The organism is Klebsiella sp. R445 (assembly GCF_051131755.1).
Taxonomy (GTDB): Bacteria; Pseudomonadota; Gammaproteobacteria; order Enterobacterales; family Enterobacteriaceae; genus Klebsiella; species Klebsiella lignicola.
Genome location: NZ_CP180446.1, coordinates 145,387 through 165,552, shown reverse-complemented (window position 1 = coordinate 165,552; position 20,166 = coordinate 145,387). Strand labels below are relative to the sequence as shown.

The 20,166-nt window shown below is 59.1% G+C and carries 15 protein-coding genes and 1 pseudogene; 5 read left to right on the top strand and 11 right to left on the bottom strand.

Annotated features, from left to right (window positions below; translation table 11 throughout):
• Nucleotides 1-40: 40 nt before the first annotated feature.
• The 4 genes and pseudogenes from ACMYSN_RS00755 to ACMYSN_RS00740 all read right to left on the bottom strand — a co-directional run.
• Nucleotides 41-1,111: an ABC transporter ATP-binding protein gene (locus ACMYSN_RS00755; protein ID WP_462496629.1), complete on the bottom strand. Its 1,071-nt coding sequence runs from the start codon at nt 1,109-1,111 to the stop codon at nt 41-43.
• Nucleotides 1,104-2,873, bottom strand: coding sequence for an ABC transporter permease (locus ACMYSN_RS00750; protein ID WP_462496628.1), 1,770 nt, complete (start codon nt 2,871-2,873; stop codon nt 1,104-1,106). The genes ACMYSN_RS00755 and ACMYSN_RS00750 overlap by 8 nt, the downstream gene beginning before the upstream one ends.
• A 95-nt stretch (nt 2,874-2,968) precedes the next feature.
• Nucleotides 2,969-4,057, bottom strand: coding sequence for an ABC transporter substrate-binding protein (locus tag ACMYSN_RS00745; RefSeq protein ID WP_123754641.1), 1,089 nt, complete (start codon nt 4,055-4,057; stop codon nt 2,969-2,971).
• Between the two features lie 368 nt (nt 4,058-4,425).
• A pseudogene (locus ACMYSN_RS00740) lies at nt 4,426-4,662 on the bottom strand (phytanoyl-CoA dioxygenase family protein); the annotation flags it as partial.
• Between the two features lie 495 nt (nt 4,663-5,157).
• On the opposite strand from ACMYSN_RS00740, the gene ACMYSN_RS00735 reads away from it, so the two are divergent.
• Nucleotides 5,158-6,117 (top strand): helix-turn-helix domain-containing protein, encoded by a 960-nt coding sequence (locus ACMYSN_RS00735; protein ID WP_462496627.1) that lies wholly within the window; start codon nt 5,158-5,160, stop codon nt 6,115-6,117.
• Between the two features lie 28 nt (nt 6,118-6,145).
• On the opposite strand, the gene ACMYSN_RS00730 is transcribed toward ACMYSN_RS00735, so the two are convergent.
• Nucleotides 6,146-6,265 (bottom strand): small membrane protein, encoded by a 120-nt coding sequence (locus ACMYSN_RS00730; protein WP_148060390.1) that lies wholly within the window; start codon nt 6,263-6,265, stop codon nt 6,146-6,148.
• A gap of 235 nt (nt 6,266-6,500) precedes the next feature.
• On the opposite strand from ACMYSN_RS00730, the gene ACMYSN_RS00725 reads away from it, so the two are divergent.
• Both ACMYSN_RS00725 and fdhF read left to right on the top strand, forming a co-directional pair.
• Nucleotides 6,501-7,583 (top strand): dehydrogenase, encoded by a 1,083-nt coding sequence (locus ACMYSN_RS00725; RefSeq protein ID WP_462496626.1) that lies wholly within the window; start codon nt 6,501-6,503, stop codon nt 7,581-7,583.
• Between the two features lie 242 nt (nt 7,584-7,825).
• The gene (fdhF, locus tag ACMYSN_RS00720; protein WP_462496625.1) at nt 7,826-9,976 is read left to right on the top strand and encodes a molybdopterin oxidoreductase family protein; all 2,151 of its coding nucleotides are present in this window, start codon (nt 7,826-7,828) and stop codon (nt 9,974-9,976) included.
• Nucleotides 9,977-10,041: 65 nt separating this feature from the next.
• Here fdhF and ACMYSN_RS00715 read toward each other — a convergent pair whose 3' ends face one another.
• Nucleotides 10,042-11,199, bottom strand: coding sequence for a M20 aminoacylase family protein (locus tag ACMYSN_RS00715; RefSeq protein WP_462496624.1), 1,158 nt, complete (start codon nt 11,197-11,199; stop codon nt 10,042-10,044).
• A gap of 322 nt (nt 11,200-11,521) precedes the next feature.
• Here ACMYSN_RS00715 and ACMYSN_RS00710 point away from each other — a divergent pair, with 322 nt between their 5' ends.
• Nucleotides 11,522-12,727 carry an MFS transporter gene (locus tag ACMYSN_RS00710; protein ID WP_462496623.1) on the top strand — a complete coding sequence of 402 codons (1,206 nt, stop codon included), beginning with the start codon at nt 11,522-11,524 and terminating at the stop codon, nt 12,725-12,727.
• Nucleotides 12,728-12,754: 27 nt separating this feature from the next.
• Here the strand turns inward: ACMYSN_RS00710 and ACMYSN_RS00705 are convergent, their stop codons facing one another.
• Genes ACMYSN_RS00705 through ACMYSN_RS00685 form a run of 5 tightly spaced genes read right to left on the bottom strand, consistent with a single transcriptional unit; the run spans nt 12,755 to nt 17,509 of the window.
• The gene (locus ACMYSN_RS00705) at nt 12,755-13,654 is read right to left on the bottom strand and encodes a MurR/RpiR family transcriptional regulator (RefSeq protein WP_154145112.1); all 900 of its coding nucleotides are present in this window, start codon (nt 13,652-13,654) and stop codon (nt 12,755-12,757) included.
• Complete coding sequence (locus tag ACMYSN_RS00700) at nt 13,651-14,604, bottom strand: iron-siderophore ABC transporter substrate-binding protein (protein WP_462496622.1); 954 nt, start codon at nt 14,602-14,604, stop codon at nt 13,651-13,653. The genes ACMYSN_RS00705 and ACMYSN_RS00700 overlap by 4 nt, the downstream gene beginning before the upstream one ends.
• Nucleotides 14,605-14,619: 15 nt before the next feature.
• The gene (locus ACMYSN_RS00695; protein WP_462496621.1) at nt 14,620-15,672 is read right to left on the bottom strand and encodes a FecCD family ABC transporter permease; all 1,053 of its coding nucleotides are present in this window, start codon (nt 15,670-15,672) and stop codon (nt 14,620-14,622) included.
• Nucleotides 15,669-16,691, bottom strand: coding sequence for a FecCD family ABC transporter permease (locus ACMYSN_RS00690; protein ID WP_462496620.1), 1,023 nt, complete (start codon nt 16,689-16,691; stop codon nt 15,669-15,671). Before ACMYSN_RS00690 ends, ACMYSN_RS00695 begins: the two co-directional genes overlap by 4 nt.
• The gene (locus tag ACMYSN_RS00685) at nt 16,688-17,509 is read right to left on the bottom strand and encodes an ABC transporter ATP-binding protein (protein ID WP_462496619.1); all 822 of its coding nucleotides are present in this window, start codon (nt 17,507-17,509) and stop codon (nt 16,688-16,690) included. Before ACMYSN_RS00685 ends, ACMYSN_RS00690 begins: the two co-directional genes overlap by 4 nt.
• Nucleotides 17,510-17,933: 424 nt before the next feature.
• Here ACMYSN_RS00685 and ACMYSN_RS00680 point away from each other — a divergent pair, with 424 nt between their 5' ends.
• On the top strand, nt 17,934-20,096 hold the full coding sequence (locus ACMYSN_RS00680) for a TonB-dependent siderophore receptor (protein WP_462496618.1): 2,163 nt from the start codon (nt 17,934-17,936) through the stop codon (nt 20,094-20,096).
• Nucleotides 20,097-20,166 lie beyond the last annotated feature (70 nt).

Here is a 20,166-nt window from a genome sequence, read left to right as displayed (position 1 = left end):
GGCATCAACGATTGCCGCCGCCCGGGAAACCGCACCGGCGCTATGATTTGGGGAAAATCCACAGGTCATGGGCCGGGAAAGACAGGTGGCAATGTTGCGCATCGCGAAGCGCGTTGCCGTAGGCGCGAATCGCAAAATCGTCCCCTTGAGTGCGGAACAGATATTCCCAGCGGTCCCCCAGGTACATGCTGGTTAATAGCGGCAGTTCCAGCATGTTGTCCTGCGGCGTGGAGCCCAGTTGCAGACGCTCGACGCGGATCACCGCCGTCGCCTCCTGCCCGACGCTGACCCGGTCGCCCGCCATCCCCCACAGCGCCCAGCTCGCCCCCTCGATCCGCGCCCGCCCGTCAACCAGCGCGGTTATCTTCCCGTGCAGGCGGTTGTTGCTGCCCATAAACTCGGCGGCGAACAGCGTGGCCGGCGTGCTGTACATCTCCTGCGGCGTCCCCTGTTGCTCAATCACGCCATTATTCAGCAGCAGGATGCGGTCAGAAATCGCCATCGCTTCGTTCTGATCGTGGGTGACCATCAGCGCCGATAGCCCCAGCGTGATAATCAGCTCGCGCAAAAATACCCGGGCCTCTTCGCGCAGTTTGGCATCAAGGTTTGACAGCGGTTCATCAAGCAAGATGACCGGCGGGTTGTAGACCAGCGCCCGGCCAATGGCGACGCGCTGCTGCTGCCCGCCCGACAGCTGATGCGGGTGCCGGGCGCCAAGGTGCCCCAGCCCTAACTGATCGAGCACCGCCTGCACCCGTTGCTTGATTTCACCAGTTGCCACCTTACGCAGCCGCAATGGGTAAGCGACATTTTCAAACACCGTCTTGTGCGGCCACAAAGCGTAGGACTGAAACACCAGCCCAAGATTACGCTCTTCCGCCGGGATCTCGCTGCGCGGGTTGCCGTCATAAACCTGATGTTTGCCAATGGTAATGCGCCCGCCGGAGGGTTTCTCCAGCCCGGCAACGGCACGTAGCAAGGTGGTTTTCCCGCTGCCGGATGGCCCCAGCAGCGACACCACTTCTCCACGTTTCAGATCCATCGACACCCCTTTCAACACCGGGTTGTCGCCATAGGTCAGATGCAGGTTTTCTACCGATAATTCAATCATGTAATTTCACTCCAAACCGCAGGGCGATCCCCAGTCCAACCACCACCAGCAGAATATTGATAAACGAGAGTGCGGCGACAATATCGATAGCCCCGGCCGCCCAGAGCGACACCAGCATCGAACCGATGGTCTCCGTGCCCGGCGATAGCAGATAGACGCCGGTGGAATACTCGCGCTCAAAAATCAGGAACATCAGCAGCCAGGAGCCAATCAAGCCGTAGCGCGACAGCGGCACCGTGACGTGGCGGGTAACCTGGCCACGCGACGCACCGGTGCTGCGGGCGGCCTCTTCAAGCTCCGGCGCGACCTGTAACAGGGTGGAAGAGATCAGGCGCAGGCCGTAGGCCATCCACACCACGGTGTAGGCCAGCCAGACGCTGAAGATGGTATTGCGCAGCGCCCGGAGCTGGACAATCAGGTGTTCGCGCAGCCAGTCTGCCACCGGCAGCGCCGACAGCCAGCCATTCTTAAGCGACTGATCCAGCCACATCGGCAGGAACAAGAACACCCACAAAAACGCCAGCCCCGCCAGCAGACCCGGTACCGCCCGTGGAACCAGCACGCTGTAGTCGAGAAAACGCGTGACATTATCCGCTTTGCGGTGCATCGCAATGCCGACAAACAGATAACACACCACCGCCAGCGCGCCGCCAAACACCCCGATCGCCATCGAGTTGACAATGGCCCGCAACAGATTCGGCTGTTGCCAGATATTGTGGAAGGTGGTCAGCGAGAGCTGGTCCCAAATCGACACCCCAACGCCCCAGTTGGAGATAAACGCCCGTAGCGCCACCCCCAGCAGCGGCACGCCAATCGTCACCGTCAGCCACAAGACCACCACCGCACCGGCGACCCAGCGCCATTTCCCCAACGGCAGCGCCCGCGCCTGCGAGGCTTTGCCTTTCATGGTGACGAAGCGATTAGCGGTACGCATCAGGCGGCGCTGCAGCATCACCAGCGGAATGGTGATGCAGATAAGTACCACCGCCACCGCCGCCATCAGGTGATAGGACGGCGTGCCGAGTTTATTGGTCAGCTTATAGAGGTAGGTAGCCAGCACCATATTGCCTTCCGGGTCGCCCAACACCAGCATCAGGCCGAACACTTCGAGACCGAGAAAAAACAACAGCACGCAGGCGTACAGGATCGACGGGCGCACCATCGGCAGGCTGACCGACGTCATAATCTGCAGCGGCGATGCCCCGACGGTGCGCGCCGCTTCCTCGACGTCCGAGCCGACGCTGCGCAATGCCGAAGAGATATACAGGTAGGCATGCGGAACGTGGGTCAGCCCGGCAATCACCACGATGCTGAACATCGAGTAGATGTTCCACGGCACAAATCCCAGCAGCTGCCCGGCCCATTGCGAGAGAAAGCCCACCGGCCCCACCGCCACTACATAGCCAAAGGCCAGTACCATCGGCGAGACAAACACCGGGACCAGGATCAGCGGCTCAATAAACCGCCGACCGGGCAAGTCGGTACGCACCATCAGAAATGCGAGGATCCCCCCAAGCGGGATAGCAATCGCCACCAGGCCAAACGCCAGAATAAAACCGGACTTCAGCGCGAGATAAAAATCGGGATCGCTGAAGATAAACGCGAAGGCTTCCAGACTGATTTCTTTCGAGCGCGCAAAAAAAGGTGCCGAAAGAAAACTTTGCACCACGATAAATAGCAGCGGGACATAAATCACTAATGCGGTAATGAGGACGACGATGCCGCGCGGCAGTCCCTGCAACTTTCTGCCTGATACATTCATATACCATCCCTTTAAGCCGGTGCACTGCATAACCAGACGGGCAAAGCGCAGGCACGAAAAAGGCTGCATGGCAAATCACACAGCCTGACAGGACATTATTTTGCGGCGGCGCTACGCCATTGTTTGATAAATTCCAGACGGCTTTTCGGTTCCAGATATTCCAGCAATGATTCATCGACCGGAATCGGCTTCAGCGCATTACCCAGCATTTTGGTCATCCCGTCGATATCATTTTCCCCGTCAATATCGTTGCGAATCGAAGGAATATCGGCCTGATTAGCCAGAATGCTTTGCCCTTGTTTCGACAGCACATAATCGAACCACAATTTGGCGGCATTAGGATGTTTGGCCTCCTGAGAAATAAAAGAGACCCGCGATAACACCAGCACATAATCTTTCGGATACGAAATACCTAATGACGGGTCCGTTTTGGCCCGCGCTTCGGCATAGGAGCCGAGAATGTTATAGCCCAGCAGGTTTTCCCCCGAAGAGACCCTTTCCATCATCGTGCCGGTGGAAGACTGCACGGTCAGGCCACCTTTCGCCATCCCGGCCAGATCGCCGAAATAATTAGCGTCCGCTTTGCTGTCCTGCACCGCCAGCATAAAGCCCAGCCCGGACTTTTCGATATCGTAAGTGGTGACTTTGCCTTTGAACTTATCGGCCTGAGCGGCGACCAGCTTCGCCAGCGCAGTATGTGAATCCGGGACCTCATTTTGCGGGATCAGGCGCTTGTTATAGATAAAAACCACCGGCTCGTAGGTGGTTCCGTAGGCTTTTTGTTGCCACACCGCCCACTTCGGCAGCTTGTCCAGCTCCTGCGAGGCATACGGCACGGCGTACTCGGTCGCCAGCTTCAGCGCCGTGTCCATCGAGGAGCTCCAGACCACATCACCGCTGCCGCCACCGGCGGCCAGTTCGCTGATAAAGCGGTTATAAAGCTCGGTACTGTTCATATCGTTATATTCCACTCTCACCCCAGGGTACTGGGTCTCAAACCCGTTTATTAACGGCCCCGAGGCTTTAATATCCGTCGTGGAATAGATAACCACTTTGCCCTCTTCCAGCGCGGCATTAATCACTTTTTGATAATCTGCCGGGTAACCCTGAGGTAATGCTGCCAGAACAGAACAGGAGAAGACTGCTGTCAGTGAAACCACTAAACCGCTCATTTTCCTATGCATAGATCCAACCCTTTATTATCATTTAATTAACGTAAAATTAACTTATAGCGCTCATGCTGAGGGTTGCAATGGCAGGGTTTGTTTTTTTCCGGCTTTTGTGACGCTGGCGGAATTAAATATCAGACAGCCGCATTGGCAGACGTTCGGCGGCACTGCAGGAAGGGTGCAAATATTAAGACAACATTAAGCAGGCAAACGCTCTATCTTATAAAATAAATGGAAATCAAATAACGCTAATCAATTAACATTATTAACTGCGTAATAGGTTAAGCACCAGAAATACGGCTGAGAAAAAATCTATTGTGCAACTTAAATGGCATTATCGCAGTAAAACTGGGTCCGACGGTGTGTCGAACCCATCGCACATGTTACGCCACAGCGCGCGGCCAGACCTGCGGAAACAGCGGTGAGATCAGCGCCTCACCATCTTGCAGGGTCAGTTCCGGGAACGGCGGTGAAGTGACCCCGCCGCGATCGACAAAGGTAGCGTCATCGCCGACCCAACGGGCGGAGAACACCCGGCGCGCGCGCTGGGTATGATTGCCGCTGGCACCGTGCACCGTGCGATAATGGAAGGCCACCGCATCTCCCGGCTCCAGCGCCCAACCACGGCTTTGCGCTTATTTTCCCGCCTGTGCGGCCAGCTATTCTCGTCCGGGGCTGACAGAAACCCCGCCGGTTTAGTTTTTTTAAAATTAAAGACCAAAAATTTACTAATTGCCGCACAGCGAAGAGTGGCAGCATAGTGTTATTGCACGATAACACCTGGCAGCGCCGTCAACGGCGATAGTGCTCAACGACCCGTTCTGGGCCGGTCTGCTGGCGATGGTGCTCAGGTCACCCTCCGTTGATAATATATTTCCCTGGCCTACCTGCTGTTTATTTTTATTTAATCCGACGCATCGCTAACGGCCAAATTAATATAAAAACGACCGCGTCATTATTATTTTTAGTCCCCCTGAGCCTTGCACCACCATGACTCTGCACGCTGGCCGAATTGTAAAAAATCGCCCGGACGCTGGCTTGTGATAGGATTAATCTTATAATGTCAGCACACTACAGAGCCACCTGCTACCGTCACCCCGGGATAAGAGACAAACATGTCCAGACCTTCGACGCTGTACGTTCCACATGTGTTAAGCGCGGCCGATATTGCACCGGAAGAGCGCTATCAACGGATATCGCAAAATCTTAACTGCTACGGTATTAAGGTGGTGAATAACCGCCGTCCGGAAGCGATAATTGCCAACCATAAAACTATCTCCGGAGTTTCTGGCGATTTTTGTAGTGCTATGGGCTCTAAAAACGAGACGATCTTCGATCCGCATCAGGTAGATTCATCGTCGATTTATATTTCGTTATTGCTCCAGGGTAAACAGGTTATCAGCGGCAGAACCCCCGCCACCCGCGGCCAGGTGGATGCCGGAATGTTGGTTGTTCACCAGCGCAGCGATTATTACCATTATCAGTGTGACGATGTTAAACAGCTATATATCATTCCGCATAGCGATAAAATCAAAACATTATTCAGCGGTAAACTGTCCAGCCCGATAGTTTCACTGGAAAACCACCCTTTAGCCCAGTTTTTAAAATCACATATGTTATTGCTGGATGCGCAATCGGATCGTTTATCTCAGCCAGAAACGGCGGTGATTGTCGACGGTCTGCACCAGATTGCACTGCGGGTTTTGGCCGATGTGGCCGAAGAAAGCGGGCTGCGTTCAACAGGGAAATTAAGCCACCTCGTCGACAGCGCGCGCGCGTTTATCGCCCTTAACTATCATCAGCACCAGCTGTCACCCGACCTGATTTGCCATGCGCTGCGCTGCTCCAGGGCCAGCCTCGACCGGGCGTTCCACCAACAAGGTACATCGGTGATGGTGGCAATCAAAGAGATTCGGCTGGAAGCGGCCCGCCAGCTGCTGGAAAAGGATCGTCAGCTGGCGGTTGAACAAGTCTCCTGGCGCTGCGGCTTCACCAGTCATCCGTTATTCAGCAAAAGCTTTCGCGAAAAATATCATGCGTCGCCAAAAGCCTGGCGCGACAACCATCACCAATAAACGGGCGAGTGAGCCGCAGGTTACTATTTTAGCGGTGGCGAAACGATTTAAACTGCGTGGCTTTGCGTTCTTTGATATAGCTCAGTAAGCAATAGACCGAGATCCCCAGCAGCGCGATGGCAACGATAATTAACAGCAGGGTGCTGATATTCATTTTGATATTCTCTTTATCAATTATTCTTACATTTTTATCATAATGATTCTGCCCTCCACGAACAGCACCCCGGGCCTCAATCCTGTTGTTTGCCCCTCATCGCGCTTACGCGCGCAAACGTTGATCTTCTCCCTATGCTGTAGCAGCATGGCTGAGCAAACACAAAGCCTACTGAGTCAGGCTTTTAACAAAAAAAACAACACCATCAGCTAACTACAGGAGCTTATCAGTGCCAACCGGATATCGTATTCAGGCTACCGATCTGCATCAGTTCGTTACCACGCTGTTCAATCAACTGGGCAGTACCTCTGACGAGGCTGCTCTCGTCGCCGACCATCTGGTGGCGGCCAATCTTGCCGGGCATGATTCACACGGTGTCGGGATGATCCCGAGCTACGTGCGTTCGCACGCCGAGGGCCATCTGCAGCTTAACCAGCACGCCAGCATCATGAAGGATGCCGGTGCGGTGGTAACCCTCGACGGCAACGCCGGCTTTGGACAGGTGGTCGCCCATGAGGCGATGCAAACGGGCATTGAAAAGGCCCGGCAGCACGGCATGGCGGCTATCGCCCTGCGCAACGCGCACCATATCGGTCGCATCGGCTACTGGGCCGAACAATGCGCGGCAGCAGGGTTTATCTCCATCCACTTTGTCAGCGTCGTGGGTGACCCGATGGTCGCGCCGTTTCGTGGCAAAGACAGCCGTTTTGGCACCAACCCGCTGTGCGTCGTGTTCCCGCGCAAAGGCCAGCCTCCGCTGCTGCTCGACTACGCCACCAGTGCCATTGCCTTCGGCAAAACCCGCGTCGCCTGGCACAAAGGTGAAGCCGTGGCGCCGGGTTCACTGATTGACGCCCACGGAGAGCCGACCACCGACCCGGCGGTCATGCAGACTTCGCCGTTAGGCGCCCTGCTCACCTTCGCCCAGCATAAAGGCTACGCCCTGGCGACGCTGTGCGAGATCCTCGGCGGCGCCGTCTCCGGCGGCAAAACGACCCATCAGTCGAGCCTGCAGACCTGCGTCGACGCCATTTTCAACTGCATGACCACCATTATTCTCAATCCGGAAACCTTCGACGCGCCGGATATGCAGGGCGAAACCGAGGCCTTTATCGACTGGTGTAAGCAGTCACCTCACGACCAACAGACCCCGATTCTGGTGCCGGGAGAGTGGGAAGAAGCCAATCGTCAGTCCCGCCTGGCGCAGGGGATCCCGCTGGATGCCGGTAGCTGGCAGGCCATCTGCGAAGCGGCCCGCGAAGCCGGTATGGCCCCCGAGACCCTGGCGCAGTTCCAGCAGAAAATGGTCTGATCCCACCGCAGAGCGCCCTTCCCGGGCGTTCTGCTACGTCATCGTCATTAGTGACGACATCATGACGCCTGCCGCTCCTGACATTAAAATAACTATATATATCAATCAATTATTTTTTGGCATGACTCCTGCATAACGCTTCGGCCTTCTGCCAGCATCGCGGCGCAAGGATTCCATGACGATGGCGGGCCGGGCCCGGCCTGACCATTGATCTTCATTCACTGTTAACAGGTCTGTTACTGATGAAAAAAGTCACAAGCGTTTGCCCTTATTGCGGGGCGGGTTGCAAACTCAAGCTGGTTGTCGATAACAATAAAATTATCCGCGCGGAAGCGGCCGATGGGGTCACCAACCAGAATCAGCTGTGCCTCAAGGGATACTACGGCTGGGATTTTCTCAACGATACCCAGCTCCTGACGCCACGCCTCAAGCAGCCGATGATTCGCTACCAGAAAGGCGGCAAATTAACCCCGGTCAGCTGGGAAGAGGCCATTCGCTACACCGCCAACAAGCTGCGGGAGATCAAAGCGCAGCACGGCCCGCGCGCCATTATGACCACCGGTTCGTCCCGTGGTACCGGCAATGAAACCAACTATGTGATGCAAAAATTCGCCCGGGCGGTGTTGAACACCAATAACGTCGACTGCTGCGCCCGCGTCTGTCACGGCCCTTCGGTGGCGGGCTTGCAGGTGGCCCTCGGCAACGGGGCGATGAGTAACTCCATCAGCGATATCGAACACTCCAAATGTCTGCTGGTCTTTGGCTATAACTGCGCAGACTCCCACCCTATCGTCGCCCGCCGGGTGATTAAAGCCCGTGAAAACGGCGCGAAGATCATCGTCTGCGACCCGCGGCGCATCGAAACCGCCCGCATCGCCGACCGCCACCTGCAGCTTAATAACGGCAGCAATATGGCGCTGGTAAATGCCTTCGGCCACGTCCTGCTGGAAGAAGATCTCTACAACCATGACTACGTTGACCGCTTTACCGAAGGACTGGAGGCCTACCGCGACGCGGTACAAGCCTACTCGCCTGAAGCGGTCGAAGCGGTCACCGGCGTACCGGCGCAGGAGGTGCGTCAGGCGGTGAGAATGTTTGCCGCCGCGCCGTCAGCCACCATCATGTGGGGCATGGGCGTCACCCAGTTCGGCCAGGCGGTGGACGTGGTTAAAGGGCTGGCCAGCCTGGCGCTGCTGACCGGCAACCTCGGGCGCGAACACGTTGGCGTCGGGCCAGTGCGTGGGCAAAACAACGTTCAGGGCGCCTGCGATATGGGGGTGCTGCCGAACCTGTTCCCGGGCTATCAGGAGGTCACCGACCCCGCCGTGCGCGCGAAATTCGCCAGCGCCTGGGGCATCGACCCGGCTCTCATGGATGACCAGGTGGGCACCCGCATCACCGAAGTGCCTCATAAAGCCATGGAGGGAGAGATCAAAGCCTACTACATCATGGGCGAAGATCCGCTGCAGACCGAGGCCGATCTGGGGCTGGTGCGTAAAGGTATCGAGGCGCTGGATTTTGTGGTGGTGCAGGATATCTTCATGACCAAAACCGCAGAGATCGCCGACGTCCTGCTGCCGGCGACCTCATGGGGCGAACACGGCGGCGTCTTCACCTGCGCCGACCGCGGTTTTCAGCGTTTCGAGAAGGCGATCCCGGCACCGGCGAACGTCAAACGCGACTGGGAGATCATCAGCCTGCTGGCGACCGAGATGGGCTATCCAATGCATTACGATAACAACCAGCAAATCTGGGACGAAATGCGCGAACTCTGCCCGCTGTTCTACGGCGTCACCTACGAGAAAATGGGTGATATGAACCACGTTCAGTGGCCGTGTCCGACTCTCGACCACCCCGGCACGCCGTGGCTGTATAAAGAGAACCGTTTCGATACTCCGACCGGCAAAGGCCAGCTGTTTGCCGCCCCGTGGCGAGCGCCGGCAGAGACGCCGGATTCCAGCTATCCGCTGGTGCTCTGCACCGTGCGCGAAGTGGGCCACTATTCCTGCCGTTCCATGACCGGCAACTGCGCGGCGTTGCAATCCCTTGCCGATGAACCCGGTCGGGTGCAGATCAGCCGCGCCGACGCCGAACAGTTGGGGATCGCCGACCGGCAGCTGGTGTGGGTCAGCTCGCGACGCGGGAAAGTGATCACCCGCGCCGACATCAGCGACCGCATCAATCGCGGCGCCGTCTATATGACCTATCAATGGTGGGTCGGCGCCTGTAATGAACTGACCCAGGACAACCTGGATCCGATCTCGAAAACGCCGGAAACCAAGTACTGCGCGGTGAAAATCGACGCCATCGAGGACCAGCAGTGGGCCGAGCAGTACGCCTGGCGCGCCTACAGCGACATGAAGGCCCGTCTGAAGGCGGCGGTCAGCGCCTGACGGTACGGCTGACGTAAAAAAGGGAGAGGCCTCGCCTCTCCCTGTTCACCCCGTCGCTGCGCGTTTCAGCCAGCCGGCAGCAGCGACTCCACCAGGGTCGTCCATATCGCCACGCCAGGGGCTATCAGATCGTCGTTAAAATCGTAGCCAGCGTTGTGCAGCGGCTTTGACGGTATGTCGCCATCGGTGCCAATCCAGAAATAAGCGCCCGGACAAGCTTCCAGCATGCAGGCAAAATCTTCTGACGCCATCGACGGGTTAATCTGCCCGTTCACCGCCGCTTCGCCCAGCGCGGCTATCGCCACCTCGCGCACTTTCTGCGCCTGTGCGGGATGGTTCCTGGTCACCGGATAGCCGGGATACCAGGCAATTTCTCCCTGCACGTCAGAAACCTGTGGCTGGGTGGCGACGTAGTGCGCGATCAGCCCTTTCACCCGGGCGCGAACCTGGTTGCTCAGGCAGCGGAACGTCCCGCGCAGCACGACCTTATCCGGCAGTACGTTAATCGCTTCGCCACCGTTAATTTGGGTAATGCTGACCACCGCCGACTCTTGCGGCGACAGGCGGCGTGACGGGATGGTCTGCAGCGCCATAATCAGCTGCGCCGCGGCGACGATCGGGTCAGCACCGCTTTCCGGCATTGCCGCGTGACAGCTCTTGCCGGTGAGGGTGATTTCAAAGGCGTCCAGCGAGGCCATCATCGCCCCTTCGTTGACCGCCACGTGGCCTAACGGCAGACCTGGCCAGTTGTGCAGCGCATAGATAGCGTCCATCGGGAAGCGTTCAAACAGCCCCTCTTCGACCATTTTGCGCGCGCCGCCGAGATTCTCTTCCGCCGGCTGGAAGACAAAGTGCACCGTGCCGCGAAAACGGCGGGTCTGCGCCAGATGCGACGCCGTCGCCAGCAGCATGGCGGTATGGCCGTCGTGCCCGCAGGCGTGCATCACGCCAGGATTGCGCGATTTATAGCTGAGATCGCCGGATTCGGTAATCGGTAACGCGTCCATATCGGCCCGTAGTCCGATAACCGGCCCCGGACCGTTCTCCAGGGTGGCGACCACGCCGGTCCCAGCCAGCCCGGTATGCACCTGCAGGCCAAAAGAGGTCAGTAATTCAGCGACACGGCGCGCGGTGTTCTGTTCCTGATAGCCAAGCTCCGGGCAGGCATGAAATTCACGTCGCCAGCGAATGGCCTCAGCGATCGATGATGGCGATACTGCCATGTCTTGCTCCTTTCCTGCACAGCTTCAACGCTGAACGCATAGCTGAACGAATAGCCGATCGAAAAATAGTGCGGGCCTCGATTGTTATGCCCGCCAGCACGCCTCCGCCCCCGCGGAGTGCCCTATTGGTTATATCCTTTCGTCAGCGCGCTGACAACACTCCCCGCAGGGACAAACCCGCTGTTTTTCCGGCGGCTGGCACTGACGTATCAATAATAGTAGTCATTTCAACGGTGACATCCGCCATACGATTAATTAATATACAGAGCTGTCGGCAATTCGCCGGATTATCCACCTGTTGACTTCCGTTATCGGGAATAAAATGTTTAACCAAGACCAGAATCGCCTTGCCCCCACGCTGGCGATGATCATGGCCGCGTCATTAGTGGGATTTATCACCGGTTATACGGTGCCGTTAATCAGCCTCGAGCTTGCCCAGCAACAGACAGACACCGTCTACGTCGGTCTGCTGGCCGCGCTGCCGCCTGCGGGCATGATGCTCTCGTCGTTCCTCTCCCCTGCGTTGTGCCGTCGTTTTGAGATGGGCCACCTGCTGAGCGCCAGCCTGATCCTGTTGGCGCTGGCGACGATAGCCTCCTGCCTGACGGTGGATCTGATGCAGTTGCTGCTGCCTCGTTTCCTGACCGGTATCGCGTCCGGGGTGATTATCGTCCTCGGCGAAAGCTGGATCACCGGCGGCGCGGCGGGCAAAAATCGCGCGACGCTGACCGGCATTTATGCCTCAGCCTTCACCGGCTGCCAGCTGGCGGGGCCGCTGCTGATCTCCGCCGGTAGCGAATATCAAATCTGGGTGCTGGTGGCGGTCGTCGTCCTCACCGCCGCCTGCCTGCTGATGCTGCGCCATCTGCCAACCGGCAGCCGCGAAACCCTGTCAGAGCGCGCCAGCTGGCGGAGCCTCGGCGCCTTCTTACCGGTGTTGGCCTCCGGGGTATTCTGCTTTGCCTTCTTTGACGCCAGCATCCTGGCGCTGCTGCCGCTGTACGGCATGGATAAAGGGCTGAACGAAGCGATGGCGGTGCTGCTGGTGACCATCGTCTTAACCGGCGATGCGCTGTTCCAGGCACCGCTGGGCTGGGTGGCCGACCGCTTCGGCATCCGTCGGGTGCACCTCAGCTGCGCCGCGGTGTTCTGCCTCTCCCTGCTGGCGCTGCCGTTCCTGCTGGTATCGCCCGTTCAGCTGATTATCGGCTGCCTGGTGCTCGGCGCCGCGGCGGGGGCGCTGTATACCCTCTCGCTGGTGCGAGCCGGCAAGACCTTCAACGGGCAAAAGCTAATCATGATAAATGCGCTGCTGGGATTCTTCTGGTCGGCGGGCAGCGTGGCCGGACCGGTCATCAGCAGTCTGGTGATCAGCGTATCGGGCTATGACGGGTTACTGATCACCCTGCTGGCCAGCGGCGGGTTGTTCCTGCTGATTCAGTGTCTGGGGAAAACGGAGCAGACCCTGCTGGCGGCGGCCGATGAGGATAGCGATGACGATGATGATGCGCAACCAGCCACCGCGTAATCACCGGCGGCCAGGTGGGTTCTCCGCTTAGCCGCGCTTGCCGCCGGACTTGCCGATCGCCTTGTGCAATTCGTTAATGCGCTTCATCGACTTGATGGTTCGCTGCGGCGAGGTGGTCGCAACCGACAGCACCAGCATCTCGAGACACACCAGCACCGTACCGTGCAGCGGCACCCGGCCATTATCGCCGCCGCGCGGGACGTCAATCACCACCTGCGCCTCCTGGCTAAAGCGCGAGTCCACCGCCTGAGTCAGCAGAATCGTCGGGATCCCCAGCCGCCGGGCCTCCCGCAGCGCGGTCATCCCTTCACGATGCGGCGATTTTTGCCCCATCATAATCATCACGTCCCCGCGTTGCAGGTTGATCAGTTGCTCGGCCAGGCTGAACCCGGTCCGGTTCATCACGTAGGAGGGTAAGCCGATGCGGCTGAACAGTCGGCCGGTATACTCCGCCAGAATCCCCGAGGCCCCGATGCCGAAAATCGCCACCTGCCGCGCCTCACTGAGCAGCGCCACCGCCTGGGCGACGGCGGCCCGGTTGGCGGGACGGGACAGCACTTCGCAGGCGCGCTGATGCCCCTCAAGCACAAAATCGATGCTCGAATTGACGTCGCTTGAGAGGGCGTTGACCGTGGAGAGCATTTTCTCCGACGAGGTGACCGAAGGGCCAAACCAGCGCTCCATGGTCTGCTTCAGTTCGCGCAGACCGGCAAACCCCAGCGCCTGAATCGCCCGCACCACCGTGGCGTCTGAGGTTTGGGTCGCGGCGGCAATCTCCATCGCCGTGCGCTCCAGTACCACTTCGCGGTTTTCGTTGATATAGCTGACCACCGCCAGCAGACGCGGCGACAGCTGGTGCGCCCGGGCGCGGAAACGGTCGCCAAACAGGTCGACCCGCCCTTTCTCTTTTTTCACCGCGGTTTTCATTTCAGCCCCGCTGGCAAAGGCCGCCCGGCAATATGCGATTGCACCTGCGCCACCATCAGGCTCAGGGCGGCAAAGGAGTTAGAGATAACCTCTTCGCGCGGCAGCAGGATATAGCGCCCGGTACGACAGGCGCGCATAAAGTCGCACCAGCCGGGCATCACCGCCTCCATCGCCTGCAGCTCGTCCTGCGGTTTTCCGCCGGTGTCCGAGCGCCAGGTGGCAAAAACAAAGTCCGCATCCAGTTCCGGCAGCTGTTCGGCACTGACGTCAATGCGCTGGCCGTCGGGGATCTTGTCGATCAGCGGCGGGAAACGGAAGCCGGCATCGCGCAGCACCCGTCCCAGGGCATGATACGAGTGGTGCACGGTCACTTTGCCGTTATTGGCCTGAATCACCGACACGCTGATATGTTGGGTGTCGACCATCGCTTTAAGCTGGGCGATCTGCGCCTGGTAGCGCCGTTCGAGGATCGCCAGCCGCACTTCGCTGCCGGTGAGCTGCGCCAGCTTGCTGTAAATCCGCGGCGCGCTGCCCTGCAGATGGTCGATGCTGACCGTCGGTGCAATCTTCTGTAGCTGCTCAACGGAGACGTGACGACTCGGTTCGGTGATGATCAGATCCGGCTTTGCCGCCGCCACCGCTTCGAGGTCGATATCCGCCGTGCCGATAAACTGAATCGCGCTGTTATCGAAATCGATGCCGGTCAGCTGGGCGCTGGAGCGCAGAAAATGACTGCCGTCCGGGCGCGTCCGCCCGTGGCTGGCCACCGGCGGCACCCCAAGCTCAATCAGCGGGATCGTGATATCGAGATCGTGCATTGAGACAATGCGCTGCGGATGCAGCGGCACCGTCACCGCCCGACCGAGATCGTCGGTAAATATTTGAGTCTGACCTTCGGCGGCACCAGCAGCAGCGCCCACCACCAACAGCAAAGAGATCAACCAACGCATAGCAACCCTTCAACGTTACAGGGCGTCACGACGACGCCACAGCAGCAAGATAAAAAATGGACACCCGACCAGAGCGATAACGATCCCGGCCGGAATTTGCAATGGCGCAAAGGCCAGACGGCCGATGGTGTCGGTCAGCAGCACCAGCAGCGCACCGATCAAGGCGCTGCCGCACAGCAGCGCCACCTGGCCGCCGCGCAGCACAAAGCGCGCCATATGCGGCGCCATCAGGCCGACAAACCCCAGACTGCCGACGCAGGAGACGCTGGCCGAGGTCAGCAGCACCGGGGCGAAAAAGCGCAGCAGGGTCAGGCTCTGCAACCGCACCCCCAGCCCGACGGCGGTGCGATCCCCAAGCAGCGCCACGTCCGCCGCCCTGGCGGTGAGTAGCAAAATCAGCGCACCAGGAAGCGCCCAGATGAGGGCCACCGTCAGCAGCGGCCAGGTTGCGGCATGCAGGCTTCCGGCCAGCCAGATCATGGCGGTCTGTACATCGCGGACATCGGCGGTGGTCATGAAAATGCCCACCGCCGACGCCAGCGTCCAGGAGACGCCGATACCAATCAAAATAAAGCGCGGGCGTGCGCAGTCGCGGGCCAGCGCCAGCACCAGCAATGCCACCAGCAGCCCACCGAGGATCCCCGCCAGCGGTCGCCAGACCAGCCCCAGCGCCGGGAAAAACAGGATCAGCGCCAGCACTACCACGCTGGCCCCCTCTTTGACGCCAATCAGCCCCGGATCGGCCAGGCCGTTGCGGGTAATACTCTGCATCGCCGCGCCCGCCAGGCCGAGCATCGCCCCACAGAGCAGCGCCATCAGCAGCCGGGGCAGGCGGATATCTAACAGGATAAAGCGCGGCTGCTCCGCCAGATCCTGCGGGGCGAACAGCGCGCGGGCCAGGGTGCCCGTCGGCAGCGGGAAGCTGCCGCGCGCAAGGCCAAAGCACGCCAGAAGCAGGATCGCGACAATCAACACGCCGGCGATTTTCAGCGCCGCCGGGCGAATGAGCAGCTGGCAGGACCCGACCCGCAGCGGGCGAAAACCGGCGTGAGTGGCAACGTCTTTCATTTAAAAAATCTCGCGGCAATAAAGATAAACACCGGGGCGCCCACCAGCGCGGTCATCGCCCCGGTGGCCAGCTCCTGCGGCGCAACGAGGGTGCGCGCGGCAATGTCGGCCACTACCAGCACCAGCGCCCCGACGGGGGCCGCCAGCGGCAGCGCCAGACGCAAATCTTCGCTGATCAACCGGCGAACAATATGCGGGACCACGAGGCCGACAAAGCCGATCGGCCCGGCCACCGCCACCGCCGAGCCGCACAGCAGGGCAATTGCCGCCAGGCCAAGCAGTCGGGTCTGGGCGATCTTGACCCCCAGCCCCAGCGCCACGTTATCGCCCAGCGCCAGGATATTCAGCCGTGGCGCGATAAACAGCGCCAGCAGCGCCCCCGCCAGCGCCGGCACCGCCGCCGAACGCAGGATGGTACCGTTCAGACCAGCAAGATCGCCCGCCAGCCACGTGCGCATCGCTAGCAGCGTTTGTTCATCAAGGATCAGGATGGCCGCGGTGACCGCAGAGGCAAAGGCCGAAAGCGCCACGCCGCACAGGGTGATGCGCAGCGGCGTCGCCCCGCCGCGCCCGGAGGTCACCAGCAGCATCACCCCACCGAACAGCAACGCTCCACCGCAGGAGGCAATCAGCGGACGCTCCCACGCCAGCCCGCCCAGCCCCAACGCAGAGGTGCCCACCACCGCCAGCGACGCGCCGGCGTTCAGCCCGAGAATATGCGGTTCTCCCAACGGGTTACGAATCACCGTCTGCAGCAACAGCCCGGCCACGCCGAGCACCGCCCCGGTGAGCAGCGCCGCCAGCAGGCGGACCAGCCGCAGATCGACGATGATCCGGTGGTCAAAATTTCGCGGATCGTAATGGGTCAGCGCCTGCAGGATCGTCTGCGGCGCAATCCAGCGCGCCCCAAGCCCCAAATGGATCACTGACGCCCCGGCCAGCAACAGCATCAGCAGAACCAACGCCAGCAGCGGACGCGACTGACGACGGTGCGGCAGCGCCAGCGCGGTGGCACTCATTGTCCCGCCCCCTGCGGCGAGCGGAAAGGCATAAAGAAAGGTTTGCCGGTTTGCGGGTTGAGAGACATCTGGACCTCAACGTCAAACACGGTTTTGATCAGCGCCGGGGTACAGCATTCATCTTCCCCCACTACACCAGCGATCCGCCCCTGTTTAAGGAACACCAGCAGGTCGGCGTAGTTGACCGCGAAGTTCAGGTCGTGCAGCACCGTGACCACCGTACGCCCGTGTTCACGGGTCAGGGTTTGCAGCAGTTCGAGGATATCGACCTGGTAGCGCAGATCGAGCCAGGTGGTGGGTTCGTCGAGCAGAATGGTCGCCGTTTGCTGGGCCAGCGCCATGGCTATCCAGCAGCGCTGCCGCTGGCCGCCGGAGAGGCTGTCTACCGGCAAACGGGCAAATTCCGTGGTGCCGGTGAGCGCCATCGCCTCTTCCACCGCCTGTTGGTCGGCATCCGACCACTGGCGCATAAACCCCTGCCAGGGATAGCGCCCGCGCGATACCAGTTCAAACACCGTCAGCCCTTCCGGGGTCAGAGGCGACTGCGGCAGAATGCCTAACTGGCGTGAAACCGCCCGGGTCGGCATCTCGTGAATGGACTGCCCGTCCAGACGAACGCTGCCGCCAAGCGGCTTCAGCATACGGGCGATGGTTGACAGCAGCGTGGATTTACCCGAGCCGTTGGCCCCGGCCAGCACCGTCATTTTACCGTGAGGGATCGTCAGATGAATATCGTCGACAATCAGGGTCTGGCCATATCCGGCCGACAGGGCATCCAGTACGATCCCCTGCTCTGCAGGCATCACCCGCTGTGGCATAACTCACTCCTGCGCCGCAACGGCGTGGCATCGCGCCCGCACGTTCGCACTCAAACAAAAATAAATCTCATTCTCTTTTGATCATGCGGCGGATGAATGTAGTAGTCAATACCCCAACGCTTCAGGCGGCACCCGTCATCACTACGGAATAGCCCTCGACAACGACAATCTATTTATTCGTTGATAAACAATATATTAATTGAATGACATGACGCTATTAACGGGCAAAACGGGCGTGGTGGCGGATTGATGATTTTTTATCTTACATAACATTTACTACTACATTCCCGCATGATTGAATGATTCTCAATTACATGCCTGGGCGCAAATTACCGCGAATAACGGGCAGATAATATTGTTAAGGGCAATGATTTAATTGGCTTTTCTGTCCGCAAAGGACAGATGCGTTCGCGAGAAACAGATAATGACTCAATCAACGATCCCTTTCACTACGCTGAAAGGGCGCGCACTTTTTTCACTGATATTTTTAGGTTCCTTTGCCTCACCGGGATTAGTTGCAGCCGAAAACAGCGCCACCAGCGATAAAACTACCGCCGATGAAACCATCACCGTGGTGGCCGACAAGTCGCAGCAGCCGGCGACCAACGGCTATCAGCCAGTGACCAGTTCAACGGCGACGCTAACGTCAATGCCGCTGATGGATATTCCGCAGGTCGTGAATACCGTCAGCGATAAGGTGCTGGAAGACCAGCACGTGACCACCCTCGACGAGGCTTTGTATAACGTCGCCAACGTCGTTCAGACCAATACGCTGGGCGGCACCCAGGATGCCTTTACCCGCCGAGGTTTTGGCGCCAACCGTGATGGTTCGATCATGACTAACGGCCTGCGTACCGTCCTGCCGCGCAGCTTTACCGCCGCCACCGAGCGCGTCGAAGTGCTGAAAGGACCGGCGTCAACGCTATACGGTATTCTGGATCCCGGCGGATTAATTAACGTGGTGACGAAACGCCCGGAACGCACCTTCGGCGGTTCGATTTCCGCGACCTCCACCAGCTTCGGCGGCGGAACCGGCCAGTTCGACGTGACCGGCCCTATAGAAGGGACCCGTCTGGCCTATCGCATTATCGGTGAGTATCAAAATGAAGATTACTGGCGCAACTTCGGCAAAGAGAAAAGCAGCTTTATCGCCCCTTCTCTGACCTGGTTTGGCGACAACGCGACGGTGAACGTCTCTTACTCGCACCGCGATTACAATACGCCGTTCGATCGCGGAACCATCTTCGATCTCAATACCGGCCACGCGGTCAACGTCGATCGCAAAACCCGTTTTGACGAACCGTTTAACATTACCGACGGCTATTCCGACCTGGCGCAGTTGAATGCCGAATACCGTCTGAACGACGCCTGGACCGCCCGCTTCGACTACAGCTACAGCCAGGATCACTACAACGATAACCAGGCGCGGGTCATGGCCTACGATTCAGCCACCGGCGATCTGACCCGCCGCGTCGATGCAACCCACGGCTCGACGCAGAAAATGCACTCGACCCGAGCCGATCTGCAGGGCAACGTGGTCGTCGGCGGCTTTTATAACGAAGTGCTCACCGGCGTCGCCTATGAGTATTACGATCTGCTGCGTACCGACATGATTCGCTGTAAAAACGTCAAAGGGTTCAATATCTACAACCCGGTATACGGTACGGTCGGTACCTGTAACACCGTGTCAGCGTCCGATAGCGATCAGACCATCCAGCAGGAAAGCTACGCCGCCTACGTTCAGGACGCGCTGTATCTGACCGATAACTGGATTGCCGTCGCCGGGGTCCGCTATCAGTACTACACCCAGTATGCGGGCAAGGGTCGACCGTTTAACGTCAACACCGACAGCAACGATCAAAAATGGACGCCGAAGTTTGGTCTGGTCTATAAACTGACGCCAAACGTGTCGCTGTTCGGTAACGTGGCTCAGTCGTTTATGCCGCAGTCGTCGATCGCCAGCTACATCGGCAACCTGCCGCCGGAAGAGTCCACCTCCTATGAGGTCGGGGCGAAGTTTGATCTGTTAAACGGCATTACCGCCAATATCGCGCTGTTTGATATTCATAAACGCAACGTGATGTACACCGAAAGCGTCGGCGATGAGACCGTTGCCAAGACCGCAGGCAAGGTGCGCTCCCGCGGCGTCGAGGTGGATCTGGCCGGCTCGATCACCGACAACCTGAGCGTGATAGCCAGCTACGGCTACACCGACGCCAAGGTGCTCGACGATCCGGACTACGCCGGTAAGCCGCTACCTAATGTGCCAAAACACACCGGTTCGCTGTTCCTGAGCTACGACATCCATAACGCCTACGACAGCAACACCCTGACCGTCGGCGGCGGTGGTCGTGCGGTCAGCAAGCGCTCCGGCACCAACGGTGCGGATTATTATCTGCAGGGCTACGCGGTGGCCGATGTCTTTGCCGCCTATAAGATGAAGCTACAGTACCCGGTCACCCTGCAGGTGAACGTGAAGAACCTGTTTGATAAGACCTACTACACCTCCTCCATCGCCACCAACAACCTGGGCAACCAGATTGGCGATCCGCGCGAAGTGCAGTTCACGGTGAAAATGGACTTCTGAGTCCGTCACCCTGTCCCGGACCGTGCCACTGTTGATGGTAAACGACGGCCTGTCCGGGCCGTTTTTCCCC